We start from the raw sequence: 17,415 nt of genomic DNA, 5'->3' as shown, positions 1-17,415 counted from the left end.
CTTCAGCGCACCAGCGTCGATTTGCCGAACAGGCTTTCGATCAGCTCGACCGCCACTTCGGCCGTCTGGTTGCGCACATCCAGCGCCGGGTTGAGCTCGACCACGTCGAGCGAGCAGAGCCGCCCGGTGTCGGAAATCATCTCCATGCACAGCTGCATCTCGCGGTAGGTCGGGCCGCCGCGCACCCCGGTGCCCACGCCGGGCGCGATGCCGGGGTCGAGGCAATCCAGGTCGAAGCTCACGTGCAGGTGCGTGTCTTCGTCCACGTCCTGCAGCGCCTCGATCATGGTGGTGCGCATGCCGTGCTCATCGATGTGGCGCATGTCGAACACGCTCAGGCCCAGCGTGCGAATGGCTTCCTTCTCGTCGCTGTCCACGCTGCGGATGCCGATGAAGCGGATGGCGTCGTGCTCCAGCGCCGCGCGCTCGCCGCTCCAGCCCGTGAGCACCGCGGGCCCGTGGCCCAGCAGGCACGACACCGGCATGCCGTGCAGGTTGCCGCTGGGGCTGGTGGTTTCGGTGTTGACGTCGGAGTGCGCATCGAGCCACAGCACGCGCAGCTTCTTGCCGCGCTTGCGTGCGTGCCACGCCACCGCGCTGATGGAGCCGATGGCCAGGCAATGGTCGCCGCCCATCATCAGCGGCACGTTGCCGGCGCCCAGTGCGGCATCGACCGCCGCGTAGACCGAGCGGTTCCAGGCGATCACTTCGTCGAGGTGGCGCAGCCCGTTCGCCGGTGGCGCCCACGGCGTGGCCGGGCCCGCGAGGTTGCCGCGGTCGATGATCTCGAAGCCCTGCCGGGCCAGCGCTTCCGGCAGGCCTGCCACGCGCAGGGCGTCGGGCCCCATGCCGGCGCCGCGCACGCTGGCGCCGATGTCGGTCGGCGCGCCAATCAGTTCGAGGGTGGTGTTCATGGGCGGGCTCTCAGGTGCTGCCGGTGGAGTCCCCCGCCTGCGGGGAACGGGATGGCCGATTGTGCCGATGAACCGGCGGCATGCCCATGATCTGCCGCACGCCCGTGGCCGTCAGCGGCTGCATCAGCTGCGCCAGGAAGCCCGTTGCGACATGGCCGTCGATACCGATGTCCGCCGGCGGCCGGCGCTCGGGCCGCAGGTAAGTGCCGAACAGCAGGTCCCACAGCACGATGTTCTCGCCGTAGTTGCGGTTGCCTTCCGCCAGCACCCGGGAGTGGTGCCAGCGATGCAGCGCGGGCGTGCTGAAGACGCGGTCGAGCCAGCCGGTGCGCAGCTCGATGTTGCAGTGGGTCAGCAGGCCGGTCACGGCAGTGACCGCGCCGACCCACGCGAACACCGCGAATGGCGCACCGAGCAGGTACAACGGGATCTGGCCGAGCGTGGCCTTGAAGGCGCTGTCGATCACGTGAAAGCGCCCGGTGTTCAGCACCCACAGCCGCCGCACGCTGTGGTGCAGCGCATGAAAGCGCCACAGCAGCGGCAACTCGTGTGCCGACCGGTGCGCCACGTAGAGGCCAAGCTCGGCGATCACCAGCGCCAGCACCACCTGCGCCACCAGCGGCCAGTGCGTGGGCCACACACCGAGCGACACGCGCAGTGCGGGCTGCGCGACCGCCGCCACGGCCATCGGAAAACTCGCCGCCAGCGCCGCCGCGATCTGCGCCGAACCCTTGGTGAGCAGGGTGTGGGCCAGGTTGCAGGGCGTCTCGCCATCGTCCGCCAGCCAGCGCGGTTCGTGCGGCATCCAGCGCTCGAACACCGCGATCACCAGCGCCAGCGACAGGTACACGAGGTTGAACCACAGCAGCGGCGCATGGCTTGCGAAGGCCATCCCCGCGCCGAGCAGGCCCAGCCCGTACAGGGCGGGCCACAGCATCCATGACAGCGCGGCGCGCAGCCGCGGCCGCCGGTTGTTGCCAGCCGGTGTTTTCATTCGGGTGTTCTCAGGGGTGAAGGGAAGTGGGGCGGCCCGCCCCGGCCAGCGGCAGGCGCATGCGGAACAGCGCACCGCCCTGAGGGCCGTCGTGCAGAGAGACATCGCCGCCATGCTGGCGCACGATCTCCCGCACCAGGCTCAGCCCGAGCCCGGCACCGGGCCCGGTGGCGTGCGCACGGTAGAAGGGCTTGAAGACATCCGCGCGCTGCGCCTGCGGAATGCCCGGCCCATCGTCGATCACATCGACATGGCCTGCGGCATCGACCCGCACCACCACGCTGCCATGGCCGCCGGCGTGGTCGATGGCGTTCTGCACGAGGTTGGTCAGCGCGCGCGCCAGCGCATCGCGGTCGCCTTCCGTCTCGACGGATGCCGCCTGTGCCTCAAGCGAAATCTCGTAGCCCGCGGCCAGCGCCAGCGGCGCCATCTCGGCGACCACGTCGCGTGCCATCTCCACCAGGTCGATGCGCTGCAGCCGGCCGGCATGGCCCTTCATGCGTTGCAGGTCCAGCAGTTGGCCCGCCAGCACCGACAGGCGCGCGGCATCGGCCAGCAGGCGGTGCTTCTCGGCGCTGTCCGGCAGGTTCTCGAGCCGGGTGTTCAGGATGGCCAGCGGCGTGCGCAGCTCGTGCGCGGCATCGGCCAGAAAACGCTCGTGGCGCGCGTGCCCGTCGTCGAGCCGCTGCAGCGCGTCGTTGAAGGCGCCCACCAGCGTGGCCACCTCGCCCGGCACATCGGACAGCGGCAGGCGCACGCCGCGCTGGTCGGCGTCGATCTGGCCCGCGCGTGCCGCTGCCGCGTTCAGCCCGGTCAAGGTCCGCTTCACCACGAAGTGCGTGGCCAGCAGCGTTGCCGTGACGGTGATCGCCATGATCGGCAACACCAGCTCGACCACCAGCAGCAACAGCGCAAGGCCCAGGTTGCGCCAGGTGACGGGGCTGTCCGGCCCTGTCAGGATCTGAACGTCGCCCGCCGCCGAGTCGACCCAGCGCATGCGCGCGGCCTGCCGTGGCGGGTCGCCCGCGTTCCAGCCCAGCCGTGCCTGGCGCACCGCGTCGAGCGTGTCGCCGATGCGCGCGAACTCGGGCGGTATCTGGCCTTCCACCACCTGGCGGCCCTGGTGGTCGCGGATCGAGAACCAGAGATGCGGCACGGTCTTGCGCAGCGCGATCAGGCGCTGCGTCGGCCGCATGGAAAGCGTGCCGCCCGCATCGCGCGCCACGGCCTCCTGCAGGATCTCGATGGTGTTCTCGGGCGAGCTGAAGTTGACCAGGTGCCCCGACGCCACCAGCGCGCCGATCACCACCAATTGAATGGCCACCTGCAGCAGCACCAGCTGGCGGATCAGCCGGCGCTTGAGCGTGGGCGGTGCCGGTGGCGTCATGGCAGCGGCCGCAACAGGTAGCCGACGCCGCGGATGCTGCAGATCTCGATGCCGGCGTTGCTGTCCGCGAGCTTCTTGCGCAGGCGCGACACGTGCGTTTCGAGGGCGTTCGACTGGATCTCCGCATCGAAGCCGAACACCGCGCGCTCCAGTGCGGCGCGCAGCACGGTGCGGCCGGCGCGCCGCACCAGCGCTTCGAGCGCCAGCAGTTCGCGGCGCGGCAGTTCCATCCGCTGGCCGGCGACGCTGGCTTCGCAATGCGTGAAGTCGAAAGACAACGCCGCGATCTGCAGCGCGTCAGCCTGCGTGGCGGCCGGCCTTCGGAGCAGGGCGCGGATGCGGGCCAGCAGCTCCTCGACCGCGAAGGGCTTGCCGAGGTAGTCGTCGGCGCCCGCATCGAGCCCGGCCACGCGGTCGTCCAGCGCATCGCGGGCCGTGAGCATCAGCACCGGCACGGGGTTGCCCGCGGCGCGCAGCTCCGACACCAGCGCCAGGCCGTCGCCGTCGGGCAGCCGGCGGTCGAGCACCAGCGCGTTGTAGGGCGTGGAGTCGACATGGCGCGCGCCGCTGGCCAGCGTGTCGGCATGGTCCACGAGGATGCCGCGCTTGTGCAGCGCAATGCGCAGCACCGACGCCATTTCGGGTTCGTCTTCCACCAGCAGGATGCGCACCGTGCATGTCCTTCCAAACAAAAGAGCTGCGTCGCCGGAGCCCCGGCGTGCCGCACTTTAGGCAGGCCGCATTGCATCAGTATTGCGTCCACCGACCCCTGCCGACCGGATGCCGACGTCATGTTCACACCATGTTCGTGGAACAAGATCCGCCGCATTGCCAACGAACGACGCCCGCCGGGCGCGGAGAACAGACAGCATGCGCAGCTTCTATACGGTCGAGCTTCTGGAGGTCGTTGTCCTGGCGGCGGCGTTGTGGTTCGCCTCCGCGGCGATGGCCGAGGTGGTGTCGGTCTTCGACCGCGAGCCTCCCGCCTACGACCCTTGCCGCGATGGCCGCTACAGCCAGGGCAGGCCCATGGATTGCGCCGAGGTCCTTCGGCAGCTGGACCGCGACGAAGCCTGGGCGCGCCGCCATCGCTTCGACGACGCCGGGCGCCGGCCCGTCGACCCCTGCCAGGACGGCCGCTACAGCACCGGCCGCCCCATGACCTGCGGGGAACTGCGCGAGCGGCTGGACCGGCAGGAGCGGCGCCGCTACCAGCGCTACGAAGACGACGACGGCTACGGCAGCGGGCAGGTCGTCGAGCCGGTCTTCATGAAGTAGACCAGGGCGCTTTGTCGCTTGACCGCTCTAAGGGGCTACCGGATGTGATGCCACAGGTACGCGTAGCCCAGCGCATCCATGAAGGCCGATTCCTTGTTGTCCGCCGCCGCGCTATGGCCGCCTTCCATGTTCTCGTAGAAGCTGCTGTCGTGGCCGAGCCCGACCATCTTCGCGTGCATCTTGCGCGCGTGCACCGGGCCCACGCGGTCGTCGCGCGTCGAGGTGGTGAAGAGGGCGGGCGGATACGCCTGGCCCGGCTTCGCGTTCTCGTAGGGCGAGAAGGCCTTGATCCAGGCCCACTCCTCGGGCTGGTCCGGGTCGCCGTACTCGGCGATCCATGAAGCGCCGGCCGACAGGTGCGTGTAGCGCTTCATGTCGAGCAGCGCCACCTCGCTCACGATGGCGCCGTAGAGCTGCGGGTACAGCGTGAGCATGTTGCCCATCAGCAGGCCGCCGTTGCTGCCGCCCATCGCGCCCAGGTGCGCGGGCGATGTGATGTGACGCGCGAACAGGTCTTCGGACACGGCCGCGAAGTCTTCGCAGGTGCGCAGCCGGTTCTCTTGCAGTGCCGCCTGGTGCCAGCGCGGGCCGTATTCGCCGCCGCCGCGGATGTTGGCGATGACGTACACGCCGCCCTGGTCGAGCCATGCGCGGCCGATGCTGCCGCTGTAGCTGGGCTGCAGCGAAATCTCGAAGCCGCCGTAGGCGTATTGCAGCGTCGGGTTCTTGCCGTTGGCGACTAGGTCTTTGGCGGCGATCTCGAAGTAGGGCACGCGCGTGCCGTCTTTCGAGGCCGTGAAATGCTGGCTCACCCGGTAGCGCGAGGCATCGAAGAAGGCGGGGCTGTCCTTCAGCACCTGGGGCTCGCCCTGGCCGATGGTGCCGATGTAGAGCGTGGTCGGCTGCAGGAAGCCGCTCACCGTCAGGAAGTAGTCGTCGTTCTCGTCCTCGTCGATGCCGCCGGCGTCGATGGTCGAGAGCGCCGGCGCGCCGCCCAGGCTTTCGCGCGTCCACGCGCCGGTGCCGCCGGCGGGTGGCGTGAGCACTTCGAGGCGGTTCACCACGTCGTGCATCACGTTCAGGATCAGGTGGTGGCGCGTCCACGAATGGCCGTCCAGCGCGGTGGTGTCGTCGGGCTCGAACAGCACGGTGATCTCGCGCTTGCCCGCCATGAAGTCGTCGAACTTCGTGGCCAGCAGCGAGCCCGAGACGTAGGTCGTGCCGCCCACGGTCCAGTCTTCGCGCGGCTCGATCAGCATCCACTCGCGCGTGACCTCCATGTTGGAGTCGTCGGGCACGTCGATCTTGACGAGCTGCCCGTCGGCGTGGCGCAGCCAGGTCTCGCTTTCATAGAAGTCGATCTGGCGCGACACGAAGTCGCGCTCGAAGCCGGGCGTGTTGTCGCGGTAGGCGCTGACCGACATGTCTTCGTGGGCGCCTTCGTACACCGTGACGGCGCTGGCCAGCGGCGTGCCGCGCTTCCATTCCTTCACGATGCGCGGGTAGCTGGAGCTGGTCATCGAGCCGGGGCCGAAGTCGGTGGCCACGTAGAGGTGGTCGATGTCTTTCCAGCCCACGTGGTTCTTGGCCTCGGGCAGCGTGAAGCCGCCTTCGACGAACTGCTTGGCATCAAGATCGAACTCGCGCACCACGTCGGCATCGGCACCGCCGCGCGACAGCGAGATCAGGCAGCGCTTGTAGTCGGGGTCGAGGCAGTCGGCGCCGTGCCACACCCAGTTCTCGCCGTCGGCCGCGGCCAGCGCGTCGAGGTCGAGCACGGTCTCCCATGCGGGCTGCGGCTTGCGGTACTCGGCCAGCGTGGTGCGGCGCCAGAGGCCCTTCGGATGCGTCTTGTCGCGCCAGAAGTTGTAGTAGCCCGGGCCGATCTTGCGGACCATGGGAATGCGCTCGTCGGAGTCGAGCACCTCGAGGATGCCCTGCTCGAGCGCCTTGAACGCGGGCGACTGCGCATGGGCCTGCACGGTCTTCGCGTTCTCCTGCCGTGCCCAGGCCAGTTGCGCATCGCCGTCGATGTCTTCGAGCCAGAGGTGTGCGTCGTCTGGCGGCTGTGGTTGCTGCTGCTGCTGCGGAGAAAGGCTTTGTGTCATGGGGCCAGTGTACGAAGCCCCCGTGAAAGAAAGGTCTGTGAGCCTTTGTTCGGGCCCATGCCGCAGACCGGTTTGTTGGCACCCTTTGTTTGTGCCAACGCACCACGGGCACTTTGGCATTACTTGGGGCAAACCCCTGTCCCGCCGGTGCCTTCCCCCCGGTGGAAACACTGAAGAAGGCGAGGCCCCTAAACGCGATGTGCACGGTATCCTGCCAATCGGCGCATGCCCCACCAAGGAGACACAACACATGAAACACCTGAGCGGTCTTGATGCCACCTTCCTGCACCTGGAGACCCCCGAGATGCCGATGCACGTGGGCTCGCTCAACGTGCTGGACTTGCCCAAGGGCTACAAGGGCGACTTCTACGAAGACGCCAAGAAGTTCATGGCCAGCCGCATCCACCTGGCCGACGTGTTCACGCGCAAGCTCGCGCTGATGCCCTTCGATATGACCAACCCGGTGTGGGTGGAGGACGACGACATCGACCTCGACTACCACGTGCGCCACATCACGCTGCCCAAGCCCGGAACCAACCGGCAGTTGCAGCAATACGTGGCGCGGCTGCATTCCACGCTCATCGACCGCAGCCGGCCGATGTGGGAGTTCTTCATCATCGATGGCCTCAAGAGCGGGCAGGTGGCGCTCTACACCAAGGTGCACCACGCGGGCATCGACGGGCAGGCCGGCGTGGAAGTCGGCAAGGCCATCTTCGACCTGGAGCCCACGGGCCGCGTGGTGAAGCCGCCGCGTTCGCGTCCGCGTGCCAGCGGCTACCAGCTGGGCATGGCCGAGCTTGCCACCGCCGCGCTGCGCAACACCGCGCAGCAGTACGTGAAGCTCTTCAAGATGGCGCCCGCCATTGCGCGCGCGCTCGGCGGCCTGGCCAGGCCCGACGAGAAGGCGGCCGAGAAAGACGCCGCCGCCGCGCCGAAGAAGTTCAACCTCTTCGCGCCGCGCACCTCGCTCAACGTGTCGATCACCAACCAGCGCACCTTTGCCGGCCGCACCATCTCGCTGGCCGAGACCAAGTACATCGCCAAGCATTTCGGCGTGTCGCTCAACGACGTGGTCATGGCCACCGTGGCCGGCGCGCTGCGCCACTACCTGGCCGACAACAACGAGCTGCCGGCCAAGCCGCTGGTGGCCGGCGTGCCGGTGAGCCTGCGCGAAGCGGGCGACCAGACGGCCAACAACCAGGCCAGCATGATCCTCGTGAGCCTGGCGACCGACATCACCGACCCGATCCAGCGGCTGAAGGCCATCAACGCCTCGTCGACCAGCTCGAAGTCGACGATGAACCGCTTCAAGGCCGTCATCCTCGACGACTTCCCAACCTTCGCCGCGCCCTGGCTGGTGTCGGGCATCGCTTCGATGGTGGGACGCTCGGGCATCGTCAACCTGTTGCCGCCGGCGGCCAACGTGGCTATCTCCAACGTGGCGGGCGCGCCGTTTCCGATGTACTTCGCGGGGGCGCTGGTCACCTGCTACTACCCGGTGTCGATCGCCAGCCACGGCACGGCCCTGAACGTGACGGTGCAGAGCTACAACGGCCGCATGGACTACGGCCTGATCGCCTGCCGTCGCGCCGTGCCCGACATCACCGAGATCGGCGACTACATGCTGGCCGAGCACAAGCTGCTGATGGACCTCACGCACAAGCATCCGGCCGCCGCGGGGGCCACTGCCGCGCCTGCGAAGGCGGCAGCCCCGGCGCCCGCCGACGAACCCGCGCCAGCCGCCAAGGCCGCGCCCGCTGCAAAGAAGCCCGCCGCGCGCAAGAAGGCTCCCGTGAGCGCCAGCCGCAAGGCCGCCGCGCCGGTCAAGGCCGTGGCCCGGAAGGCGCCCGCAAAGACGGCTGCCAAGACAGCCATCAAGACCGTGGCGAAAAAGGCCGCGCCCAAGCCCGTGGCCCGCAAGGCCGCCGCACCGGCCAAGCGCGCCGGGGCGCCCAGGGCTGCTGCGGCATGATCGGCTGGCCCGGCCTGGCAAAAATTGGGGCAGTTGGACTAGATTTCCAACCGTTCTAGTTTTCCAGGCCTAGGCCCCGCGGAAGAAGATGGGCCCATCGCGATTCACCGCGAACGAGCCCATCAACTTCAAGGAAATCACCATGTCCACGCAAACCACCATCGCTTCCGCAGCCATCCACGTCGTCGGTCAGTACAACGACGCTGGCAAGACCCTCGTCGGCGCCTACCGCACCGGCGTGCATCGCCTGCTCGGCGGCGCCGCTTCGCGCTACAGCAACTTCCTGGGCAACCGCCAGATTCCGCTGGTGAGCGAGCAGGTCAAGGCCAACCTGATCGGCGCGCAGGAAAAGATCAACGGTTTCCTGGCCAACCGCCTGGACATCGACACCAGCCGCATCGTGAACGTGATGGACCGCGTTGCCGCCGGCACCACCAGCGGCATCGAAACCGTGGCTGGCCGCGTGGCCCGCGTCGAATCGCCGGTGGCCACCTCGGTCATCAACACCCTGAGCGCCATCCACCAGCCGATCGCCACCGTCTCGGTGCAGATCGCCGACCGCATCGTCGCCGGCACCAAGCAGATCGAAGCCCGCGTGAGCGGCACCGAAGAAGCCAAGCCGGTGCGCACCGTCAAGGCCAAGGCCGCCGTGGCCAAGAAGCCGGTTCGCCGCGCTGCTGCCCGCAAGGCAGCCTGACCCCGGGGCGCCTGATGGCGCCCTTTTCCTTTTTTCCGGTATCTGGAGCACTGCATGGCGACCCTTCCTGACGAAACTGCAAAGTTGAAGAAGAAGGCGGCGCCTGCCAGGAAGACACCTGCCGCGAAGAAGAAAGCGGCGCCCCGCAAGGCGGCACCTGCTGCCAAAAAAGCCGATGCGCCCGGCAAGGCCGAAGGCCTGCTGCGTGCCGGCCTCAAGGCACTGGACAACGTGCGCAACGACGTCGCCAAGCGCCAGGCCAACGTGATCGAAGGCCTGCTCGGCATCGGGCACGGCAAGGTCGACGCCACCCTCGGCGCCGGCGCCAAGGCCGCGCTCACGCGGGGCTTTCCCAGCCTCGACAGCTTCGGCATCCGCAAGTTCGAGGACGTGTTCGACCAGCGCGTCGCCACCGCCATGCAGCGCTTGGGCATGCCCAGCGTGCAGGAGGTGCAGGCGCTGCGCGACGAGGTCGCGCAACTGCGCGAACGCCTCGCAAAGCTGGAGAAGCCCGCCGCCGGCCCGCGCGGCAGCAGCCGCAGCAGCAACAGCGGCAAGCGCTGAACCGCCCGCAGCACAAGCCCGCCGGTTGTGGCCAGTTCCAACACCACGCGCGATCGCATCCTGCAGACCAGCCTTGCGCTGTTCAATGCGGAAGGCCTCGCCGCCGTGTCGACCCACAAGATCGCAGCCGAGCTCGGCATGAGCCCGGGCAACCTGCACTACCACTTCAAGGCCAAGCAGCTCATCGTCGAATGGCTGTTCCGGCGCTTCGAGCAGCGCATGGAAGCGCTCAACGGCTCGTCGGCCTCCATCGCCGCCATCGACGACCTCTGGCTCGCGCTGCACCTGCGCTTCGAGGCCATCGACGAATACCGATTCATCTACCGCGACATGGCCTTCCTGGCCAGCGAATACCCGGCGCTCGGGCAGCGCGCGCAGGCGCTCACCGCGCAGAACCTGCTCGCGGCCCAGGCGCTGTGCGAAGGGCTGGTGGCCTCGGGCGTGATCGAGACCAGCGCCGAGCAGGCCCGCATCCTGGCGTTGCAGATGGTCTTCACCACCACCTGCTGGCTGTCGTTCGAGCGGCTCGTGCCGGGGCGCGATGCGCTGGCGCAGGCCGACCCCGGATTGGCGGCTTTCTACACACTCACGCTGGTTTCTCCGTATGTTTCGAGCGAATCGAGGGCTTACCTTGATTACCTGAGGGGCAAATACCTCGGATAAATGTCGCTGTTGTCCGACGGGGCATTGGCTCCAGCAGCCTCAAGTTCGTCTTGAAGAAGATAAAAACCAAAAAGGAAACATCCATCATGACCACCGCCACCCACGACCACATCGCACCGCCCTCGCGCCTGCTCCTGCTGGCCGAGGCCCGCGCCCTCTGGGAAACCGGCGCCGGCATCGCCATGTGGCCGCTGCTGCAGCTCACGCCGCGCGGCGACGGACACCCCGTGCTCGTGCTGCCCGGCCTGGTGGCCGGCGATGGATCGACCCTGCTGCTGCGCCGCTACCTGAGCAGCCGTGGCTACGACGCGCACGGCTGGGGCCAGGGCCGCAACTTCGGCCCGCGCGAGGGCGTCGAGGACGGCATGGTCGAGCTGCTGAAGACCCTGTACGAGCAGAGCGGCCAGAAGGTCAGCGTGATCGGCTGGAGCCTGGGCGGTGTCTATGCGCGGCTGCTGGCGTCGTCCTATGCGCCGATGATCCGCAACGTCATCACGCTGGGCAGCCCGTTCTCGGGCAGCCCGCGCGCCACCAACGCCTGGCGCGTGTACGAAGGCGTGAGCGGCCAGAGCTCGCACGACCCGCGCCGCATGAAGTTCGTGCAGCCCACGCCGCCGGTGCCGACCACGTCGATCTTCAGCCGCACCGATGGCGTCGTCGCCTGGCGCTGCAGCATCGAGAAGACCGGGCCGCAGTCGGAGAACATCGAAGTGCTGGCCAGCCACCTGGGGCTGGGTGGGCATCCTGCCGTGCTGTATGCGGTGGCTGATCGGCTGGCACAGCCCGAAGGGCAGTGGAAGCCCTTCAATCGCGGGTTGCTGGGGCCGCTGGTCTATCCGGACCCGGATCGCGAGGGCTGAGTTTTCCGGGGCGCGTGCGGATGACACCGGATGGTTCCCTCCGCGAATGTCCCCCGGCCTGCGGCCTCCTCCTTTATTTCGCTGCGGGAACCACCCGGTGTCATCCGCACAAGTAGCGCTGCTTGTGCACGCCCGAAACAGCAGTGCTCCCCACGGAAGCGAGCCACGTTAGATCGTTTTTGCTCTGGCGAGCGCATTGAAAACAGGATTGCCGAGAGACAGACACCTGTGTCCAAATTTTCCTTGCGTTGGAACATGGTCTCGGGATACTTCGAAGACTATGAAAACCCCGGTGTACATCGATAGCTGTGCTTGGAACTACTTGTTTGAGACGCAGGTGGTGATGAGTGAGACGTTTCCTTCCGATGAATTCAGCCTCTTCATCACTCGGGAGGTCGAGATTGAACTGCAGGAAATTCCAGATGTCGGGCATGGCGACTCTGATAAGCGACCGCTAAAGCAGTTCATCCAAGAGAGCATTGCTCAAAACTCCGTTTGCACCACTGGTTTCTTTGGGTTTAGAACGTTTGAAAAGGACGGCACGCCTTCGAAGACCCAGGTCAATCTCGGCTTCAATCAAGGTGGCTTCCAGCCAACCGCCGACCGCGATTGGTACGCAAAGTCAGGAGTTCGAGCCCACCTCGATGGGAAACCAATCCGCAAATCAGGTCTTGGTCACAATCAAGCTGACGCGTCGCTTGGGGTGCGTTCGTTTGGGGCGATCGTGCTGACGAATGAGAAGAAGACCAAGAGCGGGCCTCTCCGTCTGGCGGCCGAACAATCGGGGCAGGTCCTGTACCTCGAGGATCTAGCGGCAAGCAACCTTAGCTTGAAAGATTTCATGCTTTTGGCTCGACAGCGGTGGACTGGTCCTGGTGCGTGACGGCCAGCGTTGCTCCCCTGGCACAAAGCCGATGTAGCTTGAGTGCGGTTGACTCAACTCCACCGGCTACCCACTCCTTGCCCCACTGAGAACGCTACGTCCCAGCCCACACATCCAGCACATAGCGCTGGTCCGCAATCATCTTGTCCATCCACGCCGTGCTGTCGTGCCCGTGCTCGCGCGCCAGGTCGCTCAGTGTGCGCCGCACGTCGGGCTCCATGCGCGAACCGTCGCCGCACACGTAGACCACGGCGCCCGCTTCCAGCAGCTTCCAGACGTGCGCCGCCTGCTCGCGGATCAGGTCCTGCACGTAGACCTTGCGCTCGCCCGAGCGCGAAAACGCGGTGTGCAGCTTCATCACGCCGCGATGGGCCCAGGCCTTCAGCTCTTCGGCGTAGATGAAGTCCTGCGCCGGGTGCCTGCAGCCGAAGAAGAGCAGGGCATCGCCCAGCGCCTCGCCCGCCTCGACCTGCGCGGCCCGCTCCTGCAGGAAACCGCGAAACGGCGCGAGGCCGGTGCCGGGCCCGACCATGATGAGCGGGCGGCCCTTGTCCTCCGGCAGCCGGAAGCCTTCGGCCGTGGTCTCGCGGATCACGCCGTGCACCGTGTCACCCGCCTCGGCGCGCGCCAGGTAGTTGGAACACACGCCCTCGAAGGTGCCGTTGCCCGACAGCGCCGGCGCGCTCACCACGCCCACGGTCACGCTGCAGCGGCCCGGCGTCATCGTCGGCGACGACGAGATCGAGTAGTAGCGCGGCGAGAGCGGCGACAGCATTTCGAGGAACACCGCGAACGGCACCTGGCAGGCGCGGTGTTCTTCCAGCAGTTCGAGCAGCGACTTGCGCTTGTGCAGTACCTCGGCCTTGTACGCGGCCTGCGAGGCTTCGTCGCTGCCCGACAGCGCCACCAGCTTCGGCTTGGTGAAGGGGCACTCGGTGTAGGCCGCGAGCGTGGCGATCTGCTTGCGCGTGGCCACGTCCTGCAGCTCGACGTAGTCGCCCAGCAGGCGGTCGACGGCAATCACCTGGTCCACCGGCAGTGCCGCCTTGCGCCCCGCACCGGCATGCAGCCGCACATGGGCCGAGCGGTCGAAACCGAAGCGTGCCATCGCGCGTTCGACCTGCGAAGGGCTGTTGCGCGGCACCACGCTCAGGTGGTCGCCGGCGCGGTAGATCACGCCTTCGGGCAGCGTCAGCTCGACGTGGCGCGTGGAGCGCCCGGCCTCGCCGTTGCCACCGCCGCCGCTTTGCAGCTCGCGGTTTTCGATCACGCGCAACGCCACCGCGCCGAGCGCATCGACCAGCGCGTTCTTCTGTGGCGGCGGCAGTTCTTCGAGCGTGTAGAGCGGCTCGCTCTGCACGGGCGTGTCGGCACCGGTCTTGATGCCGAAGGCCTTCACCAGTTCGGGCCAGAGCGCGTCGCTCCAGTCTTGAAAGGCGCCGTCCATGTCCTCGCGCGCATCGCCTTCGCCGCGTGGATGCACGCGGTCGGCGCCCAATGCTTCGAGCCGTTCGTCGATGCGGCGCGGCACGGCCTGGTAGGTGGCGGCCCAGTCGGTGTTGCCGCAGCCGAAGACGCTGAAGCGCACGCCGTTGAGCGAATCGTCGGCCTTGTCGAGCCAGCGGTGGAACTCGGCCGCGTTGTCGGGCGCCACGCCGTTGTACGAGGCGCAGACGATCGCCACCGCGCCATTGGCCGGCAGGCGCTCGGCGTAGTCGTCGAGCGAGGCCAGTTGGGTCGAGAAGCCGCGCATTTCGCCGGCTTCGGCCAGTTGCCGCGCCAGGTCTTCGGCCGTGCCGAGGTTGGAGCCCTGCAGCACCAGCAGCGAGGTGCCGTGGCGTGCCGCCTGCGGTTTGCGCGCGGCCGGCTGCGTGGGCTGGGCGGGCGCGGCCACCGCATCGGCCATGTGGCCGCGCGGGCGCGTGGCCGGGTCGCGCAGCAGCGCCTTGATCTTGAAGCCCTCGGGCTTGATCGTCAGCGCTTCCTTGATCTTCAGCTTGTAGTTCGTGTGGTCCACGAGGTTGAAGCGCTGCAGGATCATGCCCAGCGTGAGCACCGCCTCCTGCAGCGCGAACTGCCGCCCGATGCACGCGCGCTGCCCATTGCCGAAGGGCTTGAAGGCATTCACCGGCCGCTCGCGCTCGGCTTCGCGGCTGAAGTGGTCGGGGTTGAACTCGTCGGCGTCCTCGCCCCAGATGCCCTTGTCACGGTGCAGCGCCAGCGCATGCATGATGACCATGTTCTTCTTCTTGATCGTGTACTGGCCGCCGATGGTCGTGTCTTCCTTCGCGCGCATCGCGATGGCCGGCGCCGTCGGGTACAGGCGCAGCGCCTCCTTCAGCACCTGCATCACGTACTGCAGTCGATTGACCTGCGCATAGGTGGGCTTCTGCGTGGTGTCGGGGCCGAACACGCTGTCGACCTCGGCCTGCGCCTTGGCCAGCGCCTCGGGGTTCTTCAGCAGGAAGTAGGTGGCAAAGGACAGCAGGCCGCTGGTGGTCTCGTGCCCCGCGATGAGGAATTCGATGCACTCGTCGCGGATCATCTTGTCGTCGAGCTTCTCGCCGCTCTTCTTGTCCACGCCAGCGATCATGTAGCTCAGGAGGTCGGGCTTGGTGGCGATGTCGGCGCCGCTCGCACGGCGCTCCTCGATGATGTCTTCCACCATCTTGTGCATGAAGCGGATGTCCTTGCGCTGCTGCGCCAGCTCCTTCTTCAGCATCAGTTCTTCGAGCGGCAGGCCGCGGCGGTTCTGCACCGTCTCCAGCGTGCGCACCATGGCATCGACAAAAGGATGGAAGCCTTCGCGGTAGAACGAATTGAAGCGGTAGCCGAAGCCGCACAGGCCGATGGTGTCGAGCGTGAGCGCGGTCATGTCGCGCACCACGTCCACCTCTTCGTCGAAGTTCAGGCGCTCCCACTTGGTGACCAGCTGGCTCGCGATGTCCAGCATCATCGGGTGGTAGGCCTGCATCGCGCGCTGGCTGAAGTTGGCCAAGAGGATGTTGTGCGGCTTCGACCAGGTCTCCTCGTGCGTGTCTGAAGTGAAGAGCCCGTGCGACGCGGCACGCAGCCGCCGCAATGCACCGCGTGTACTTTTGTCGAAGCGTGCTTCTTCGCAGAGTTCGTCGACCAGCGCGGGCGACGACACCACGATCACCGGCATGCCCGGCATGTCGAGCCAGTAGATGCCACCGAGGTCTTGCGCGATCTTCCACATGTCGAGCACGGGAGAGTCGGAGCCGATCGACAGCAGGTTCCCGACGAAGGGTTTCTTCGCCGGATGCGGGATCGGGTGGAGCGAGTTTTTGCCTGCCATGGGTTGTTGTGCCTTTGGAATGGACCCGCTTCGGATGTCCGGGGTGTAACAACCGGAGTATCCCGACGGCACGGGGGGCGGGCAGGGCGGGGATTCCCTTAGCTCCTGCGGTCCTTCGGCATCGCCAGCCTGTTGACGCAAGCCAACGCCGGGGCCACGGCCTACGCTCCGCCCACCCCTTGCTTTCATCCCGCCACGCCATGTCTTTTGCCGGACCCGAGAACGACCTGAAACTCTTCGAAGCGCTGGACCGCGCCGCACGGCGGCATCCCCAGGTCACGGCCTACATCGACGGCGAACGCGGGTTCAGCTTCGGCCAGGCCGCGCAGGCCAGCGAACACCTCGCCGTCGCCCTGCTGGACATGGGCCTGCGCCGGGGCGGGCGCATCGCGCTGCTGTCGCCGAACCGGATCGAATGGCTGCAGCTGTTCTTTGCGGCGGCACGCATCGGCGTGGCCGTGGTGGCGCTGAGCCCGCGCTACCGCGACAGCGAACTCGCGTTCATGCTGGCCGACAGTGCCTGCCAGGCGGTGTTCACGGTCGAGCAGGTGGACGACTTCGATTGCGCGTCGATGTTCGAACGCCTGGCGCCGCAATTGCCGGCGCCGCAATTGCCGGCGCTGCGCCAGGTGGTGACGTTCGATGGCGCGCGCTTCGCCGAAATGGCGGCCACGCCGGTGCGGCGTCCGCTGCTCGACGATGCGTCCGCCCAGGTGCAGGCGGATGACCTCGCGATGGTGATCTACACCTCCGGCACCACGGGCCGGCCCAAGGGCTGCGCGCTCACGCATGCCAGCATGCTGGCCTCGGCGTGGGGACAGTCGCAGCACACGGGCGTGCGGCCCGGCGAGCTGCTGCAGCTGGGCAATCCGCTCAACCATGTGGGCGGCATCACCTGCGGCGTGCTGGCGCAGCTGCTGGCCGGGGGCAGTTGCGAACTGGTCGGCACCTTCAAGGCGCAGACCGTGCTCGACATGATCCGGCGCCATCCACCCGCCTTGCTGGTGGGCGTGCCGACCATGCTGACGCTGCTGCTGATGCATCCGTCGTCGGCATCGGTCGACCTGGACAGCGTGCGGCTCATCGTCACCGGTGGCTCGAACGCCGACGCCACCTTGCTCGGGCAACTGAAGGCGCGCATGCCGACAGCGACGGTCATGAACCTCTACGGGCTGTCCGAGTCATCGGGCGCGCTGGTGATGTCGCCCGCGGACTGCGCCGACGACGACCTCATGCAGGCCATCGGCCAGCCCTTGCAGGGCGTGGAGGTGCAGGTGCTTGCCCCCGGCGGTACCGTGCTGCCGCATGGCGAGATCGGCGAGCTGTGCTTTCGCGGCCTGGGCGTGGTGCGCGGCTACATCGGCGCGGCCGCGGCGAGCGGTGCCTTCGCCGACGGATGGCTGCACACAGGCGACCTCGGGATGGTGGACGCCCGGGGCTTCATCACGCTCAAGGGCCGCATGAAGGACATGTACATCCAGGGTGGCTTCAACGTCTACCCGGCCGAGGTGGAGGCGCTGATCGCGAGCCACCCGGGCGTGCTGATGGTGGCCGGCATCGGCGTGCCCGACCCGGTGCTGGGCGAGGTCGGCCGCTACTTCGTCGTGCCCAGGGAAGGCATCAGCCTGTCGGTGGATGCGTTGCTCGCGCATTGCGCCGGGCGCATCGCCGACTACAAGATGCCCCGGCAGATCGTGCTGCGCGAGCAATTGCCGCTGACGCCGGCCGGCAAGATCCACAAGGCGAAGCTGCGCGACGAGGCCGTGTGACTTGTCA

14 protein-coding genes are annotated in these 17,415 nt (G+C 67.5%); 8 read left to right on the top strand and 6 right to left on the bottom strand.

Going from position 1 to position 17,415, the window contains the following annotated elements:
• Positions 1–2 precede the first annotated feature (2 nt).
• From rocF to BLQ28_RS31090, 4 genes are read right to left on the bottom strand one after another with little or no spacing between them, the layout of a single operon-like run.
• Entirely contained in the window at positions 3–914 is a 912-nt protein-coding gene (rocF, locus tag BLQ28_RS31105; RefSeq protein ID WP_093247203.1) for an arginase, read from the bottom strand.
• Positions 915–924: 10 nt separating this feature from the next.
• Positions 925–1,908 (bottom strand): ornithine lipid hydroxylase OlsE, encoded by a 984-nt coding sequence (locus BLQ28_RS31100; protein ID WP_093247202.1) that lies wholly within the window; start codon positions 1,906–1,908, stop codon positions 925–927.
• A 10-nt stretch (positions 1,909–1,918) separates the two neighbouring features.
• The gene (locus BLQ28_RS31095; protein ID WP_093247201.1) at positions 1,919–3,295 is read right to left on the bottom strand and encodes a sensor histidine kinase; all 1,377 of its coding nucleotides are present in this window, start codon (positions 3,293–3,295) and stop codon (positions 1,919–1,921) included.
• The gene (locus tag BLQ28_RS31090) at positions 3,292–3,966 is read right to left on the bottom strand and encodes a response regulator transcription factor (RefSeq protein WP_093247200.1); all 675 of its coding nucleotides are present in this window, start codon (positions 3,964–3,966) and stop codon (positions 3,292–3,294) included. The genes BLQ28_RS31095 and BLQ28_RS31090 overlap by 4 nt, the downstream gene beginning before the upstream one ends.
• Positions 3,967–4,165: 199 nt before the next feature.
• Here BLQ28_RS31090 and BLQ28_RS31085 point away from each other — a divergent pair, with 199 nt between their 5' ends.
• On the top strand, positions 4,166–4,573 hold the full coding sequence (locus tag BLQ28_RS31085; protein ID WP_093247199.1) for a hypothetical protein: 408 nt from the start codon (positions 4,166–4,168) through the stop codon (positions 4,571–4,573).
• 35 nt (positions 4,574–4,608) lie between these two features.
• Here the strand turns inward: BLQ28_RS31085 and BLQ28_RS31080 are convergent, their stop codons facing one another.
• Positions 4,609–6,681: a prolyl oligopeptidase family serine peptidase gene (locus BLQ28_RS31080; RefSeq protein WP_093247198.1), complete on the bottom strand. Its 2,073-nt coding sequence runs from the start codon at positions 6,679–6,681 to the stop codon at positions 4,609–4,611.
• Positions 6,682–6,931: 250 nt separating this feature from the next.
• Between BLQ28_RS31080 and BLQ28_RS31075 the strand changes: the two genes are divergently transcribed.
• The 6 genes from BLQ28_RS31075 (at position 6,932) to BLQ28_RS31050 (ending at position 12,320) form a co-directional block, all read left to right on the top strand.
• Positions 6,932–8,653 carry a WS/DGAT/MGAT family O-acyltransferase gene (locus BLQ28_RS31075; RefSeq protein WP_093247197.1) on the top strand — a complete coding sequence of 574 codons (1,722 nt, stop codon included), beginning with the start codon at positions 6,932–6,934 and terminating at the stop codon, positions 8,651–8,653.
• A gap of 142 nt (positions 8,654–8,795) precedes the next feature.
• Positions 8,796–9,350 (top strand): hypothetical protein, encoded by a 555-nt coding sequence (locus tag BLQ28_RS31070; protein ID WP_093247301.1) that lies wholly within the window; start codon positions 8,796–8,798, stop codon positions 9,348–9,350.
• Positions 9,351–9,404: 54 nt separating this feature from the next.
• Positions 9,405–9,914, top strand: a complete 510-nt coding sequence (locus BLQ28_RS31065) for a phasin family protein (RefSeq protein WP_093247196.1) — start codon at positions 9,405–9,407, stop codon at positions 9,912–9,914.
• Between the two features lie 27 nt (positions 9,915–9,941).
• Entirely contained in the window at positions 9,942–10,577 is a 636-nt protein-coding gene (locus BLQ28_RS31060) for a TetR/AcrR family transcriptional regulator (RefSeq protein ID WP_093247195.1), read from the top strand.
• An 86-nt stretch (positions 10,578–10,663) separates the two neighbouring features.
• Entirely contained in the window at positions 10,664–11,437 is a 774-nt protein-coding gene (locus BLQ28_RS31055; RefSeq protein ID WP_093247194.1) for an esterase/lipase family protein, read from the top strand.
• Positions 11,438–11,717: 280 nt separating this feature from the next.
• The gene (locus BLQ28_RS31050; protein WP_093247193.1) at positions 11,718–12,320 is read left to right on the top strand and encodes a hypothetical protein; all 603 of its coding nucleotides are present in this window, start codon (positions 11,718–11,720) and stop codon (positions 12,318–12,320) included.
• 94 nt (positions 12,321–12,414) lie between these two features.
• On the opposite strand, the gene BLQ28_RS31045 is transcribed toward BLQ28_RS31050, so the two are convergent.
• Positions 12,415–15,639, bottom strand: coding sequence for a bifunctional cytochrome P450/NADPH--P450 reductase (locus tag BLQ28_RS31045; RefSeq protein WP_093247192.1), 3,225 nt, complete (start codon positions 15,637–15,639; stop codon positions 12,415–12,417).
• 200 nt (positions 15,640–15,839) lie between these two features.
• Between BLQ28_RS31045 and BLQ28_RS31040 the strand changes: the two genes are divergently transcribed.
• On the top strand, positions 15,840–17,408 hold the full coding sequence (locus BLQ28_RS31040) for a class I adenylate-forming enzyme family protein (protein ID WP_093247191.1): 1,569 nt from the start codon (positions 15,840–15,842) through the stop codon (positions 17,406–17,408).
• Positions 17,409–17,415 lie beyond the last annotated feature (7 nt).

This window comes from Variovorax sp. EL159 (assembly GCF_900100965.1).
Taxonomy (GTDB): Bacteria; Pseudomonadota; Gammaproteobacteria; order Burkholderiales; family Burkholderiaceae_C; genus Variovorax.
This window is presented reverse-complemented; position numbering and strand designations above follow the sequence as displayed.

Excerpts from the sequence above, each read along its gene's own strand:
- rocF (WP_093247203.1), bottom strand. The coding sequence starts at position 914 with ATGAACACCACCCTCGAACTGATTGGCGCGCCGACCGACATCGGCGCC.
- BLQ28_RS31070 (WP_093247301.1), top strand. The coding sequence starts at position 8,796 with ATGTCCACGCAAACCACCATCGCTTCCGCAGCCATCCACGTCGTCGGT.
- BLQ28_RS31080 (WP_093247198.1), bottom strand. The coding sequence starts at position 6,681 with ATGACACAAAGCCTTTCTCCGCAGCAGCAGCAGCAACCACAGCCGCCA.
- BLQ28_RS31050 (WP_093247193.1), top strand. The coding sequence starts at position 11,718 with ATGAAAACCCCGGTGTACATCGATAGCTGTGCTTGGAACTACTTGTTT.
- BLQ28_RS31040 (WP_093247191.1), top strand. The coding sequence starts at position 15,840 with ATGTCTTTTGCCGGACCCGAGAACGACCTGAAACTCTTCGAAGCGCTG.
- BLQ28_RS31095 (WP_093247201.1), bottom strand. The coding sequence starts at position 3,295 with ATGACGCCACCGGCACCGCCCACGCTCAAGCGCCGGCTGATCCGCCAG.
- BLQ28_RS31085 (WP_093247199.1), top strand. The coding sequence starts at position 4,166 with ATGCGCAGCTTCTATACGGTCGAGCTTCTGGAGGTCGTTGTCCTGGCG.
- BLQ28_RS31045 (WP_093247192.1), bottom strand. The coding sequence starts at position 15,639 with ATGGCAGGCAAAAACTCGCTCCACCCGATCCCGCATCCGGCGAAGAAA.
- BLQ28_RS31100 (WP_093247202.1), bottom strand. The coding sequence starts at position 1,908 with ATGAAAACACCGGCTGGCAACAACCGGCGGCCGCGGCTGCGCGCCGCG.
- BLQ28_RS31055 (WP_093247194.1), top strand. The coding sequence starts at position 10,664 with ATGACCACCGCCACCCACGACCACATCGCACCGCCCTCGCGCCTGCTC.
- BLQ28_RS31065 (WP_093247196.1), top strand. The coding sequence starts at position 9,405 with ATGGCGACCCTTCCTGACGAAACTGCAAAGTTGAAGAAGAAGGCGGCG.
- BLQ28_RS31075 (WP_093247197.1), top strand. The coding sequence starts at position 6,932 with ATGAAACACCTGAGCGGTCTTGATGCCACCTTCCTGCACCTGGAGACC.